At 72.5% G+C, this 13,788-nt stretch carries 9 protein-coding genes and 1 pseudogene; 3 read left to right on the forward strand and 7 right to left on the reverse strand.

All coding sequences use genetic code 11. The features are described 5' to 3' along the window. Window positions 1-153 precede the first annotated feature (153 nt). Both ACIBL4_RS18860 and ACIBL4_RS18865 read left to right on the forward strand, forming a co-directional pair. Complete coding sequence (locus ACIBL4_RS18860) at window positions 154-1,347, forward strand: NAD(P)/FAD-dependent oxidoreductase (protein ID WP_399411342.1); 1,194 nt, start codon at window positions 154-156, stop codon at window positions 1,345-1,347. After that, window positions 1,344-2,261, forward strand: coding sequence for an RNA polymerase sigma-70 factor (locus tag ACIBL4_RS18865; protein ID WP_399411344.1), 918 nt, complete (start codon window positions 1,344-1,346; stop codon window positions 2,259-2,261). The genes ACIBL4_RS18860 and ACIBL4_RS18865 overlap by 4 nt, the downstream gene beginning before the upstream one ends. Window positions 2,262-2,386: 125 nt before the next feature. Here the strand turns inward: ACIBL4_RS18865 and ACIBL4_RS18870 are convergent, their stop codons facing one another. The 4 genes and pseudogenes from ACIBL4_RS18870 to ACIBL4_RS18885 all read right to left on the reverse strand — a co-directional run bounded on the left by ACIBL4_RS18870 (window position 2,387) and on the right by ACIBL4_RS18885 (window position 6,949). Beyond that, a complete protein-coding gene (locus ACIBL4_RS18870) occupies window positions 2,387-2,668 on the reverse strand; it encodes a DUF3040 domain-containing protein (protein WP_399411346.1) in 282 nt (93 codons plus the stop codon). A 266-nt stretch (window positions 2,669-2,934) separates the two neighbouring features. Then, a pseudogene (locus ACIBL4_RS18875) lies at window positions 2,935-3,517 on the reverse strand (cation:proton antiporter); the annotation flags it as partial. A 678-nt stretch (window positions 3,518-4,195) separates the two neighbouring features. Then, a complete protein-coding gene (locus tag ACIBL4_RS18880; RefSeq protein ID WP_399411348.1) occupies window positions 4,196-5,659 on the reverse strand; it encodes an arabinose isomerase in 1,464 nt (487 codons plus the stop codon). Between the two features lie 30 nt (window positions 5,660-5,689). Then, window positions 5,690-6,949, reverse strand: a complete 1,260-nt coding sequence (locus ACIBL4_RS18885; RefSeq protein ID WP_399411350.1) for an MFS transporter — start codon at window positions 6,947-6,949, stop codon at window positions 5,690-5,692. Between the two features lie 208 nt (window positions 6,950-7,157). Here ACIBL4_RS18885 and ACIBL4_RS18890 point away from each other — a divergent pair, with 208 nt between their 5' ends. Next, window positions 7,158-11,168, forward strand: coding sequence for a glycosyl hydrolase (locus ACIBL4_RS18890; protein ID WP_399411352.1), 4,011 nt, complete (start codon window positions 7,158-7,160; stop codon window positions 11,166-11,168). Between the two features lie 17 nt (window positions 11,169-11,185). Here ACIBL4_RS18890 and ACIBL4_RS18895 read toward each other — a convergent pair whose 3' ends face one another. The 3 genes from ACIBL4_RS18895 to ACIBL4_RS18905 all read right to left on the reverse strand — a co-directional run bounded on the left by ACIBL4_RS18895 (window position 11,186) and on the right by ACIBL4_RS18905 (window position 13,710). Continuing rightward, window positions 11,186-12,205, reverse strand: a complete 1,020-nt coding sequence (locus ACIBL4_RS18895) for a LacI family DNA-binding transcriptional regulator (protein WP_399411354.1) — start codon at window positions 12,203-12,205, stop codon at window positions 11,186-11,188. Window positions 12,206-12,319: 114 nt separating this feature from the next. Then, a complete protein-coding gene (locus tag ACIBL4_RS18900) occupies window positions 12,320-13,096 on the reverse strand; it encodes a carbonic anhydrase (protein ID WP_399411356.1) in 777 nt (258 codons plus the stop codon). A gap of 122 nt (window positions 13,097-13,218) precedes the next feature. Beyond that, complete coding sequence (locus ACIBL4_RS18905) at window positions 13,219-13,710, reverse strand: pyridoxamine 5'-phosphate oxidase family protein (protein ID WP_399411358.1); 492 nt, start codon at window positions 13,708-13,710, stop codon at window positions 13,219-13,221. Window positions 13,711-13,788 lie beyond the last annotated feature (78 nt).

The raw sequence follows: 13,788 nt of genomic DNA on the forward strand, positions 1-13,788 counted from the left end.
CCTCACGCACGCTCAACGTGAGGTGCCGCGCACGCTCTCCACTCTCGGTATGACGCGGGTCACATGGGCCCGATGTCACGAACGGAAGGGCAGCTTGCGTCTGGTGGTCGTCCATGCAGCGGGAACGACCGACACGAAAGAGACAGCAGAGCGATGAACGCGACAGCAGCGCAGCAGCACGAGGTCCTGGTCCTGGGCGCCGGTTACGCCGGGCTCTCCGCCGCGATCCAGCTCGCGGCCCGCACCAGGAAACGCGGAAACCTGCGAGTGACGCTGGTCAACCCCTACGACACCTTCACCGAGCGGCTCCGACTGCACATGACCGCCACCGGTCAGGAGACGGCCGAGATGGACATCCCGGGGCTGCTGGACGGCACCGGTGCGAGGTTCGTCCGTGGCTGGGTCACCGCCGTGGAAGCCGGGACGAAGACCGTCCGGATCGACGACGACCGGGTCCTGCGCTACGACACCCTGGTCTACGGCCTGGGCAGCATCGCGAACACCGTTGCCGTCCCCGGCGTGGACGACCACGCCTACACCCTCAACAGCCCGGAGGACGCCGCCGCACTCGCCGACCGGCTGACCCGACTCGACGGTGGGACCGTCGTGGTCGGCGGCAGCGGCCTCACCGGCGTCGAGGCCGCCGCGGAGATCGCCGAGCGGCACCCGGAGCTCGAGGTGGTGCTGCTGGGACGGCAGGAGCCGGGCGCGAGCATGCACCCGAAGGGCAAGGCCTACATGGACGCGGCGCTCGCCCGGCTCGGTGTGCGGGTGCGCAGCGGCGTCGAGGTGGCCAAGGTGCTGCCGGACAGTGTCGAGCTCGCGGACGGCTCCAGCATCCCGGCGAGCGCGGTGCTGTGGACCAGCGGCACCCGTGTCTCGCCGCTGGCGGCCGCCGCGGGCCTGGCCGTCGACGAGCGCGGCCGAGTGGTCACCGACAGCGCCCTGCGCTCGGTATCCCACCCGGACGTGTATGCGGTGGGCGATGCGGCGGCGATCCGTCAGGGCTACGGCGTGATGCACGGGACCTGTCAGGGGGGTATGCCCACCGGCGTGCACGCGGCCCTCTCGATCCTGCGGGTGCTGGCGGGCAAGGAGCCCAAGCCCTTCCGTTTCGGCTACTACCACACCCCTGTCAGTCTGGGCCGGAACGACGCCGTCGTGCAGTTCACCCACGCCGACGACAGCCCGCGCCGGATCGTGCTGACCGGCACGCGAGCCGCAAAGTACAAGGAGACGGTCACCGCCGCGCCGTGGCCGACCTTCGCCCGCATGAAGAAGATGCCCGCCTCGGGCGCGTTCTGGCCGCACGGCGGCCGCTACACCCGGATTCGGAGTGCCAAGTGACCCAGCCGCAGCAGCCCGGCCCCGACCAGCTGGCCTTCCAGCAGTACCGCACCCTGCTCTTCTCCGTCGCCTACCGCATCCTCGGGACCGCCGCCGATGCCGAGGACGTGGTCCAGGACGCTTGGCTCAAGTGGTCGGCGGCCGACCGTTCGCAGGTCGCCGAACCCAAGTCCTACCTGACCCGGATCGTCTCCAACCTGGCGATGGAGCAGCTTCGTTCGACGCGTCACCAGCGCGAGACCTACGTCGGGCCATGGCTCCCCGAGCCGATCCTCACCGGCCCGGACACAGCTGACGGCGTTGCCACAACGGACTTGGTCTCCATGGCCCTGCTGGTCGTGCTGGAGACGCTGAGTCCCCTGGAGCGCGCGGTCTTCGTCCTGAAGGAGGTCTTCGCGTTCAGCTATGTGGAGATCGCCGAAGCGGTGGAGCGCTCGGAGGCGGCGGTCCGACAGGCAGCGCACCGCGCCCGCGAGCACGTCCAGGCCCGCCGGCCCCGTTTCACCGCGGACCGCACCCGCCAACGCGACGTCGCCGAGCGCTTCTTCGCGGCGACGGCGGGCGGTGACATCAACACCCTCATGGAGCTTCTCTCCCCGGACGTGACCCTGTGGACCGATGGCGGCGGCAAGGTCCGCCAGGCCCTCAAGCCGGTCATCGGCGTGGAGACCGTGGCCCGTTGGTTCGCCGCGCTCGGCACCGCGACCTACCAGGGCATCAAGCCCGGACAGATGCAGGCAGAGCTCACCTGGATCAACGGAGGCCCGGGCGTGGTCTTCCGCGGCCCGGACCGCGTGGTCGCCACGCTGACCTTCGACTTCGATCCGGAGGGCCGCATCTCGACCATCCACAACGTGGCCAACCCCGACAAGCTCCACGCGGTCGCCGACGGAACTCGGCACGAACTCTTCTGAGCTGCCTGATCGTCGTGGACGCCCTTCGGAATCACTGTGAGCGCCCGGGCCCGCTCCGCCATGAGGCCCTGGAGCACGGCGGCGAACCCGCTCGGCTCGCGGCCGTCCGACTTCTCGACCGTCACTCACCAACGCCTCGGCCGGCCCAGGCGGCTCGGGTCCGGGTCGATCAGCTGGGCCGCCATGCCGACGAGGACCAGCCCGGTCGCGATGAGCAGCCCTTGTGCCAGGGCGATGCCGGAGCCCAGGACGGCCACGCCGAGGGCCAGGGCCCACCAGGCTCCGGCACGCCGGTACTCCCGGGGCCGGGCCGGGCGGCCGGCTCTCATGGCCCGGGTGAACTTGGGGTCCTCCCGCTCGAGTCGTGCTTCGAGGTCGACGAGACGTGCGTCTTCGGACTGGGGCACGGCTTCTCCTTCCCGGAACCCGACAGCGCTTCGAGGCAGGGCACGGCCGAGGCCATGGCAAGTCCTGGGGTGTCGGGCCCGCGTGACGGTGCGAAGGGAGACGGCCCGCTGACGCGCGGCGCGGCCGGTCTCACCGGGGCTTCAGCTTCTCCCCCCTCCAGCGGCGTCCGCCATGGGGCCCACACCTCATCCTTCCCGGTGGCCGCCCCGTACGAACGCCGTGCCATAAGGCAGATGTTCACCCTGCCCTGCTCGTCGGCGTGGCCCTACCGCTCGGCCTCGGCCGGCACGGCGGCGGAGGCAGAGGCGGAGGCGGAGGCGGACGACGGTGTGCTGTCGTCCTGGGGGCGGGGCTCGGTGTCGTACGGCGGGGCCGTGCGGCCGGGCAGGAGGTCCTGGGCCGCCCGAAGGGCGCGGGCGAGCACGTGGGCCTGGCCGGCGGCGATGGGGCCGAGGATCGCGAGGACGAGGACGTACCCGGCAATGAACGGGGCGAGCCGGGCGTCGAGTCCGGCGTCGGCGGCCATGGCGGCCAGGAGGAGCGCGAACTCGCCGCGGGCCGAAAGGGTGGTGGCCATCTCGGCGGTGGGCTCGGTGCCGTAGCGGTACACGCGGGCGAACGAGGAGTCCCGCGGCGATGTTCATGACGACGGTCAGGGCCGCCGCCGCGGTGACCGGGCCGACGACGGAGACGACGTCGCCGGGGTCGATGGAGAGCCCGAAGGCGCAGAAGAAGATCGCCGACCTATGCGGGGGAGAACCCTCGCGGGGGCGGGGGCCCCCTCGCGGGGAGACACCCGACGCGGGGAGACCCTTCGCGGGGGCGGGGCCCGTCGCGGAGGCGACACCCACCGCGGGGGGCGGGATCCGTCACTGGGGCCGCACCCGTCGCGGAGGACACCCGGCGCGGGAGCGAGACCCGGCGCGCGGGCGGGACCCATCGCGGAGGCGAGACCCGTCGCGCCGGGCCGCGGGACCCATCGCCGGGGGGCGCGACACTCACCGCGGGGGCGGGGCCCGTTGTGCGGGCGGGAGCCATCGCAAGGGGGCAACATCCATCGCGAGGGCGAGACCCAGCGCGCGGGCGACAGCCTGCGGAGGCGGAATCCGGCGCGGATCGCATCCATCGCGGAGGCGACACCCGGCGCGGGGCGGGACCCATGGCAGAAGGGGAACCCTGCGCGGGGCGGGACCCATCGCGGAGGGGGAACCCTGCGCATGGCCGGACCCATCCCGCGGGCCGCACCCATCGCGGAGGCGACACCCGGCGCGGATCGCACCCATCGCGGAGGCGACACCCGGCGCGAGGGCGAGACCCATCGCGGGGCCCGCACCCGTCACGGGGGCGACACCCGGCGCGAGGCGAGACCCATCGCGGAGGCGACACTCATCGCGACCGTCGGCCCGGCGCTGGGGCCGGCCCCCGTCGCTGGGGCCGCCACCCGTCGCGGGAGCCGCACCCATCGCGGATGCCGCCCCATCGCAGGCGCCGCCCCCGTCGCGGAGCCGCGTCCACCCGTCTCCCCGTCACGCGTGACGGTGTTCGATGCCCAGCAAGCTAGCCGCCGCCCTGAAGTCGGCCGCGTGGTGGCCGACCGCGAGGGACCAGTGGTGGCCGACACCCGTCGCGCTCCACGCGTCCACCCATTCGCCGGGATCGCGGCCGAAGTCGACGCGGCTGGTGGTGTTGCCGATCTCCAGCAGGGGTCCCGGTACGACCGTGCCCTCGGAGGTGACGAAGGACAGGCTGCCGTCGGCGTCCTGGCCGAGACCGAGCAGGGTGACGGGCCCGTGCTGGACGTCGAACTCGACGCTCACGCCCCAGCCGCGCTTGCCGTGGTAGACGCCGAGCCCGCGCAGCAGCGGGTCGCGGGCGCTGACCGCGAGGTGGGCCGGGCCGTCGTGGCCCATCTCCACGACGCCGTCCTCGAAGTTCAGGGCCTGGATCTCGGTGAAGGAGCCTCCGGCGCCGACGCTCTGGGAGGCGAGCTGGGCGACGCTGGTGCGCAGTTCGTACTCCCCGGCCGCCGGCACGCCCCGGGCCGTGAGCAGGGAGGCGCCCAGGATCATGCCGGCACCGAGGCGCTCGTGCAGTTCCCCGTCGAGGCCCCGGTGGTAGTACGCGAGGCTGTCGAGCTGGAAGTCCGCCACGAGCCGGTCCAGGGCGACCGACACGGTCGCGCCCCAGGCGAAGTCCTCCTCCACCACGCTGTCGTCGAGGGTGAAGACCTGCCGGGCGAGCGCCATCCGCTCCCTGGTCTCCTCCTCGGTCACGCGCTCCACCCGGTGCCGCAGGTCGTCGAACTCCAGCACCTCCACGTGCGAGCCGAACGTCGTGGACAGCAGCGTCGGATCGGTCTGCACGTCGAGCATGCCCGGGTACACGTGCCCCATAAGGCCGTGCCGGGCGTGCCGGAGCGCGGCGCGGATGTGCGCGGCCCGGATCCACTGTTCGATGCGCCGCCAGGCGGATTCCTGCCGCAGCCAGCCCGACACCGACCGGAAGGGGATGCCGGCGCGCCGGAAGACGTTGCCGACCTCGGGGACGGGGCACTGGCCGCAGTAGGCCAGCCAGGCCCCGGTGTCGAAGGAGGCGTGGTCCATCTTCTCGGTCGGCTGGAGGTCGATGACCAGGACCGGCGTGTGCGTGCGCTGCGCGATCGGCAGCACCATCGAGGAGGTGAGGTACGTCGTCAGGAACAGCACGATGAGGTCGCAGTCGGCCTTGCGCAACTGCTCGGCGGCGCGCGCTCCTTCCCGGGCGTCGGAGACGAACCCGGCGTCGGTCACCTCCGCGTCCATCCCCCGGAAGCGCTCGGCGACATAGGCCGCCGACTCCTTCAGCTGCGGGAGCAGCCCGGGGAACTGCGGCCAGTACGTGCCGAGTCCGCCGGCGACCAGTCCGATCCGGGCCCGGCGCCGGGCGACCGGCGGGAGCAGGTCGTGCAGGGCGGCGGCCCGTACGGCGGTGCGGTCCGCGGTCGTTGCCATGGTCGGTGCTCCTTGTCGGTCTGCTGCGGCTCAGGTGCTCGGGACACGCAGGTCCGCTCTGTCCTGCGCGGCGCCGGTGGCACGGGGGACGAGGACGCGGATGATGAACACGCCCGCGAACGCGGCCACCGTCATACAGGCGGTGATCGTCCAGAGCAGGACGGACGGGCTGTAGTCGGCCAGGGCGGGAGTGAAGAACGCGGCGACCGCGAAGACCCCGCGGGACAGGGCGTAGGTGAGGCCCTGGGTGGTGCCGCGCGTGTCCGCGGGCAGCGTGAGCTGCGACCACACCTTGTAGTTCGCCTCTCCCGCGAAGGGGTTGGAGAGCTGGTAGAGCACGAAGAACACGAGCATGCCGACGAGCGCGCCCGCGGTCAGGGACGCGATGACGAAGGCGAGGATCTGCACCACCGCGGCCACGTGGAACAGCCGGTCGCGCCAGGGACTGTCGGCGACCCGGACGAAGGCGAAGGTCAGCAGCACCCCGATCGGGATGAAGGCCAGGTTGATCCCGGTGGCCAGGCTCTGTGAGGCGTCGCTGACGGTGACGAGCAGGTAGGTGCCGAACTGGCCGAAGGTGTTGGCCCCGAGGCCCCAGGTGACGTAGAAGACGAACGTCGCGATCATGGGCAGCAGGGCTGCGCGCGTCCAGATGTTCTTCAGGGCGACGCGCTGCGGGGCGGCCTCCGTCCCAAACTCGGCCGTGTCGTGCTCGGACAGCTTCAGGCGGGAGCGCAGGGCCCAGGTGACGAGGGCGGCGACGGCGAGCTGTCCGGTGATGAGCCGCGCCCCGGTCATGCCCGTGGTGGACAGGACGAAGCCGAGGAAGATGGCGACGGTGATGCCCAGCATCCACATGACCTGCGTGAAGGCGACGAGCCTGCCGCGGGCCCAGGAGGGCGCGGCGTCGGAGACCACGGCCAGGGACGTCGGCAGGTCGGCGCCGGCGGCGAGTCCCGCGACGAGGACGCCGATCAGCAGCGTGATGTCGTCGGGCGCCAGCGTGATGACGATCGCCCCGAGCGCGAAGCAGAAGATGTCCCAGTTGTAGACGCGGCGGCGGCCGAAGAGGTCGGCGAGCCGGCCGCCGACGAGCGAGCCGACGGCGATGCAGCCGGTGACGATCGCGCTGATCGCACCGGCCATCCACACGCCCATGTCGTAACTGTCGCGGTAGATGGCCAGGTTGACGGAGATGCTGACGATCAGCCCGGCGTCGAGATAGGAGGCCATGCCCGACAGGGCGGCGGCCTTCCAGAGCGGTTTGGGGATGGGGCGGGTACCGGCCATGATGCGACTCCGTCGTCTGGTGACATCGCGGTTCCGGGGGCCTGGTCGCAGCGAATATAGGGCGGGAAAAACGTTGCAACAAGGTGTCGCGCAGACATCGGTGACAGCGTGTCGCCGTCCGCCCTGCCGTCCGGGGTTATGGCGCGGCTGTTCCAGGTCGCCTACGGTGAAGGTGGCCTAAAAACGTTTTAGGGGAAGGACCGCGTCCGTGATCTCCCCCGCGCTCCGGCAGCTGTTCGACGACCCGCCCCGCGATTTCGGCCCCGCTCCCCTGTGGTGGTGGTCGGGTGCGAAGGTCACCCGCGAGCGACTCGCCTGGCAGATGCGGGCGTTCGCCGAGGGCGGTGTCCACAACCTCGTCGTGATCAACCTGGCCCCGGCCGGCCCGACGTTCGGGGCCCGGGCGGACGATCCGGCGTGGTTCGGCGAGGAGTGGTGGGCTCGCTTCACCGACGCCTGCGAGATCGCCGCGGAGTTGGGCACCCGCCTGTGGTTCTACGACCAGATCGGGTTCTCCGGCGCCAATGTGCAGGGCGGTGTGACACGGCGTCATCCCGAGGCCAGGGGCTGTGCGCTGCGCTGCCGTGACGTCACCGTCTCCCGGGGGACGGTCGCTCTGCGGGATGCCGAGTCCCCGCTGGCCGCGTACACCGCGCAGGGCCGGCGCCTCGACCTCGCCCCGGACGGCCCGGACACCCTGGCCGTCGCCGCCGCCGACGGAACCGGCGTACGCCTCGTCACCACTGTCCCCACGGCGTTCGACTATCTGGACCCGCACGCCGTCGGGCTGTTGATGGACGCCGTGCACCACGAGTACGACCGCCGTGTGCCCGAGTACCTGGGCACCGTCATCGCGGGCAGCTTCCAGGACGAACTGCCCGGCACGAACGCCTGGAGCCACCGCTTCGCCGAGAAGTTCCGCGCCCGGCGCGGCTACGACCTGCTCGACCACCTGCCGGCCCTGTTCGGCACGGACGCCACCGTCCCGGAGACGAAGATCCGCGCCGACTACTACGGGGTCCGCGCGGAACTCACCGAAGAGGCCCTCTTCCGGCCGCTGTCCGCATGGCACCGCGAGCGCGGGATGCTGCTGGGCAGCGACCAGAGCCACCCCGCCCGCGCCGGCTACCCGGCCCAGTCGACGCAGATCTACACCGACTACTTCCGCACCCACCGTTGGTACAGCGCGGCCGGCAGCGACCACCACGGCGACGCCAAGGTGCACTCCTCCATGGCCCACCTCTACGGCCACGAGCGGGTCTGGATCGAGGCGTTCCACTCCTCCGGCTGGGGCGGCACGCTGGAGGACACCTACCACTGGCTGCTGCCGTTCCTGCGCAGCGGCGCCAACCTGTACAACCCGCACGCCAGTTACTTCGGCACCGCGGGCGGCTGGTTCGAGTGGGCGCCGCCGTCCACCGACTGGCGCCAGCCGTACTGGAAGCAGTACCCGGCGTTCTCCCGGGCCGTGGCCCGGATCTGCTCGATCATGACCTGGGGCTGCTACGCCGCCGACGTGGCGGTCCTGCACCCGACCGCCACCATGCAGGCCCTCGTCCCGCTGGACGCGCCCGTCCGGCACTTCGGCGACGGCCGGCTGGGCGACGGCCACGCCGACGCCGACGAGACGCAGCGCCACTACCTCGGCCTGTGCGGCACGAACAACTGGCTCGCCCCGCATGCCGGCGCCCTGGACCGGCGCGGCATCTCCTTCGACGTCGTCGACGACGACTCGGTGCAGCGCGCCAAGGCCGCCGACGGCGCCCTGCTGATCAGGGACCTGGCGTACCGCGCGGTGCTGCTGCCCTCGGCGAGTGTGCTGGAGGAGGAGACGGCACGGCGGCTGACCGAACTGCTGGACATGGGTGGCCGCGTCGTCGTCGTGGGCCGTCCTCCCGCCACGGCCGCCGGCCGGTCCTGTGACGACGCGGTGGTGGCGGCCCTGGTGGCGCATCCCCGGCTGGAGCGGGTGAGCGATCCGGAGGCCGGTGCGGAGGCCGTCACCGACGCGGCCGGTCACGCCACGGGCGAGGTGCCGCTGCTCGTCCGGCGGAGGGGGAACGAGGCGGTGGCGCTGGTGACAGCGGCCTTCCCTGAGATCGGCGCGCATCCGCTGCGGGCCGGGTCCTCTCCGTCGGGCGACGCCGCCGGCACCTCGTCCGTCACCGTGCGGGCCGCCGTCGCGGAGGCCGAGGTCTGGAACCCGGCGACCGGTACCCGCACCCCCGCGCACGTCACCGTCTCCGGCGACGACGACGGCAACGGCAACGGCAACGGCAACGGTGACGTCTCGACCATCGAGGTGCCGCTGGACGGCGCCCCCGCGGTCCTCGTCGTGTGGCGCGAGGGCCGGCCGGCGCCCACGCGTCCTCGACACGGGAAAGGGGAGGCACCCGCCCGGGTGATCGACGTCTCGAGCGGCTGGCACGGCCGTCTGGTCCCCACCCTGGACAACACCTGGGGTGATCTGGCGCTGCCCCCGGGTGCGCCGGTGGACGAGCCGCAGATCTGGACCATGGAGTGGGCCGAGGGCGGTACTTGGGAGGCTTCGCGGGTCACGTACGGCAACCGGGTCCGGGTCCTGCCGCCGGTGCCGCTCGCCCAGGTGCCGGAGCCGCTGGACGCCGTGTCCGTGGAGCGGGTACTGGCGGGTGAACTGCCGCTCGTGCCACCCGGCGCGGGCTGGGAGGTCGCCGTGTACTCGTCGAGCCGGGGCGTCCCGGACCCGGGCGGCCTGCTGGGCCTCAAGGGGCTGGTGAACGAAGAGTTCGTACGGGTCCCGGTGCCGGTCGGCGCAACGGCCGCCAGGGTCCGGGCGATCGTGGAGACCGGCCACCGGGGGCCGGCCGAACTGCATGTCGGCGCGGAGTGCGTCAAGCGCGTGTGGTGGAACGGGGAGCCGCTGGCCCCGGACGGCGGCGGCTATCTGGCCTCCGCCCGGGTCACGGTGGCCCGGGACCGCAACGTGCTCGAGTACGAACTGTCCGGCGCCCAGGGCCGCCCCTCGACGATCTCGGCCGCCGACGGCACGCCCCTGGGCAGCTTCTTCTGTCTGTCGGAGCCGGGCGGGCTCGGGCCGCGTCCGCGGTTCATGCGGCCGCCGGACGCAGTGCGGCCGGACGGCCGCGTCACCTACCGGGCACGGCTCCGGGTGCCGGGCCACGACGCCCGGGCGGTGCTCGTCGTGGGTGCCGCCTCGGCGGTCACCGTGTTACTCGACGGGGAGGTCGTGGCGCGGCAGGAGAAGGTGGAGTACTACGAGGCGGTCTGGGGCGCCGTGCCGATGTTCTTCCGGCACGAACCGGAGTTCGGGTCGGGCGAGCACACGCTGGAGGTCGTGGCCGACAGCGCCGACGCCCGGGACGCGGTGTTCGTCGACCTGGTGGTGCGGTCCGGGGCCGGGGTGACGGCCCTGGTCAGCGGCGCCGGCTGGGAAGCCACGACGGGTGAGTGGCGGGGGTCGACGGTCGAGGACGAGCGCCGGCGGGGCGAGCTGCAGCACTGCCACGCGGTGGGACGCCCGCACCCGTTGCCGGACACCGGGTTGCTCATCGGCCGGCCTGTACTCGGCGGCACCGTATGGCCGTCGCGATCCACCGACGAGGTCCGCGACATGCCGCAGCGCTTCCGGTTCACCGTGCCGGCCGGAACGGTGTCGCTCGGCCTGCCGTTGGCGCTCCGCGCGCACGTACGCATCGGAGGAGGTCCTGAATTCAACCTGGAAGACAGTCGATTGACGCTCAGTCAGCCTCTGGCGGAGCCCACACCTGTCGAGGTGGTCACCGAGCCGACGGCGGTCCTGCGGGGCGGCTCCGCTTGGCGGGGGCCGGTGCGGGTGCGTGCCGTACCGGCGCCGCTGCCCCTCGGGGACTGGCGGGAGCTGGGGCTGGGCAGTTGGAGCGGAGGCGTGACGTACGCGCGGGTCCTGGACGTGCCGTCGGGACCCGATCCCGTACTGGATCTCGGGCGGGTGCGGGGCAGTGTGGAGGTGTCGGTCGACGGGGAGCCGGCCGGTGAGGCGTTCTGCGCCCCGTATCGATTCCCGTTGCGCGGTGCCGCCGGGCGCAGCGTGCGGCTGGAGGTGACCGTCCGGGGCACGCTGGCGCCGTATCTCGCGGAGGCGACGCCGACGGCCTGGGCGTTCGACTCCCAGCTGTCGTCGGGGCTGCTGGGGCCCGTGACGCTGCGGATTCCGTCCGCCCCGGAGGGCGGGGTCTAGTCGTCGGCGGGCGGGGGTCAGTCGTCGGCGGGCGGTCGGGTGGAGTCGCGTACGACGAGGCCGGGGGCGAAGACGCGGGTCTCGTGGACGTGGTCCGCGCGGGCTTCGATCTCGTCGAGGAGCATCTCCACGGCGGCCCGGCCGAGGTCCTCGACCGGCTGCCGGACCGTCGTGAGGGTGGTGGCGCCGAAGGTCGCGACGTCGAGGTCGCCGTAGCCGACGACCTGGACCTCCTCGGGGATGCGCACGCCCCGGTCGGTCAGCCCGCGGCACAGGCCCGCCGCGAGGAAGTCGTTGGTGCAGAAGACCCCGTCGGGCAGTTCCCCGAGCCCGTGCGCGATCTGTGTGCCGTACGCGACGGTCATCCGCTCGGCGACGACCTGGTCCAGCCGTGCCTCGCGCCGGCTGCGCACGGCCTGCCGGGCACCCTGGTAGCGGTCGGCGCACTGGCGTATGCCGCGCTCGCCGTTGACGACGAGGATGTCGCGCGCCCCGCGGTCGAGGAGGTGCTGTACGGCGAGCCGGCCGCCGGCGATGTCGTCGACGGAGGCCGAGCAGCCCTCCCGGTCGGGCATCGCGCGGTCGGCCAGGACGAGCGGGATGCCCCGCTCGCGCAGCCGGGCGAGCCGGCCCGGGTCGGCGCTGAGCGGCACGACGACGACGCCGACGGCCCGTTGCTCGACGAGCATGCTGAAGTAGCCCTGCTCCCGTTCCGGGTCGTCTCCGCTGTGGCAGAGGACGAGGGAGTAGCCGTGGTCGTAGGCCGCGTCCGCGGCGCCCCGGGCGATGCGCGCGTAGAAGGAGTTGGTCACGTCGGGCAGCACCAGGCCGATGGCCGAGGCGCGCCCGGTGCGCAGCCCGGCGGCTCCGGGGTGCGGGACGTAGTCGAGCGCGGCGACGGCGATGCGGACGCGCTCGGCGGTCTGTGCGGTGACGCGCTCGGGCCGGTTGAGGACGTTCGACACCGTGGACACCGAGACGCCGGCGGCGGCCGCGACGTCCTGGATACGGGCGGGGCGTACCGGAACGGCGTCCACCCCCTCGCTGTCGCAGCCGTGCGACCAGGCACGACCGTGGTCTTCTTGGGCGCCGCAAGTATAACGTGACCGGGCGTGGAACGTTTTTCCCGCCCGGTCGCCGTTGTCTTCGGGTCAGGCGGAGGGCGCGCCGGTGAGGACTTCCACGCGGCCGGTGTCGAGCGAGTAGTAGGCGCTGACGACGGCCAGGTCGCCCTTCTTCACGAGCGGGGCGAGGTCCCGGTTGGTCCGCAGCTCGGCGGCGGTCTGCTTGATGTGGATCCGCACCATGGCGTCGACCGGGTCGGCGTGCTTCCCCCTGGCGGTCTCCCGGTAGGCCGGCCGCAGGGCGTCGGAGATCGCCTGGAGGTTGCCGGGGAGCTTCTTGCCGTCGCGCATCGCCTCGTAGGCCGCCTTGACGGCCCCGCAGCGCTGGTGTCCGAGGACCACGATGAGCGGGGTGCCGGACGTCATCGGCCCGTACTCCACGGAACCGACGACCACCGGTCCCACGACCTGCCCGCCGGTACGCATCACGAACAGGTCGCCGAGGCCGGTGTCGAAGACGAGCTCCGGCGGGACGCGGGAGTCGATGCAGGAGAGGATGACGCCGTAGGGCTCCTGTGCCTCGGCGACGAACTGGCGCCGCTCCGGGTCACGGTCGGGGTGCTGGAGCTTTCCGTCCACCCAGCGCTTGTTGCCGTCCATCAGCCGCGCGAACGCCGCCCAGGGCGAGTCCGGTCGGGGGCCCGCCGCGGGCGAGGGTGAGGGGGTCTTCGCCGCGCCCACGGCCGACGTCTTCTCCCCGTTCGCGCTGCCCGAGTTCGACGAGCAGGCGGTGAGCATGGCTGCGGTGGCAGCCAGCCCGCCGGTGAGTATGGCCCTGCGCTGCGGTGTCCTGGCGGTACTCATGTGGCCGTCCCTTTCGGTCTCCATCCTCCCTGGCGGGAGCGGTGATCCAACTGTCGTGGGAGGCCGGTTAGCGCTCGTACAACGCTGATGCAGTGCAGGAGAAGCGCTGTTCCAAACCTCGGTTACAGGACGACCGTGGTGCGGTGCTCGTAATCCAGCCCGTGTTCGGCGCAACGCCCCTCGCCGCGGGGGCAGATCATCGAGTACTCGCTGATCCGGGCCCGGTACACCCGCCACGGGGCGGGCGGACGGACCTCCTCCGGGCCGAGGGAGCGGCCACCGCGGCCGGCGGGGCGGGGAATCACCCGCAGGCCGTCCAGGGCCGCCTCTCCGTGGAGTTCCTCCGCCGTGGCCTTCAGGTACAGGGCGAAGGGGCTCGCCGTGCCCACCGGGGCGCGGGAGTCGTGGAGGACGATGCCGATCCGGGGTTCGTGTGCGATGTTGCGGGAGTGCGTGACCTCGGGGGACGAGACCCAGTACAAGTCCCGTCCGTCCTCGGTGGAGTAGAAGACGGGCGAGGCCCAGGGGGCGCCGTCCGCGCCGACGGTGGCCAGCACCATGTACAGGTTCCGGTCGATGATCGCGCGTGCCGCGCTGCGGGTGTCCTCACCCATGGGTTCCCCCTGTTTCCCGTGTTGCCGGTGCTTTCGGTACTTCCGGTGCTTCCTGGTCCGATGCGGGTCACTCTAAGA

Origin of the sequence: Streptomyces sp. NPDC050416 (assembly GCF_044458845.1) — a bacterium.
Classification (GTDB): Bacteria; Actinomycetota; Actinomycetes; order Streptomycetales; family Streptomycetaceae; genus Streptomyces.

Coding starts and splice junctions, on each gene's coding strand:
- ACIBL4_RS18860 (WP_399411342.1), top strand. CDS start 154: ATGAACGCGACAGCAGCGCAGCAGCACGAGGTCCTGGTCCTGGGCGCC.
- ACIBL4_RS18880 (WP_399411348.1), bottom strand. CDS start 5,659: ATGGCAACGACCGCGGACCGCACCGCCGTACGGGCCGCCGCCCTGCAC.
- ACIBL4_RS18885 (WP_399411350.1), bottom strand. CDS start 6,949: ATGGCCGGTACCCGCCCCATCCCCAAACCGCTCTGGAAGGCCGCCGCC.
- ACIBL4_RS18900 (WP_399411356.1), bottom strand. CDS start 13,096: ATGAGTACCGCCAGGACACCGCAGCGCAGGGCCATACTCACCGGCGGG.
- ACIBL4_RS18905 (WP_399411358.1), bottom strand. CDS start 13,710: ATGGGTGAGGACACCCGCAGCGCGGCACGCGCGATCATCGACCGGAAC.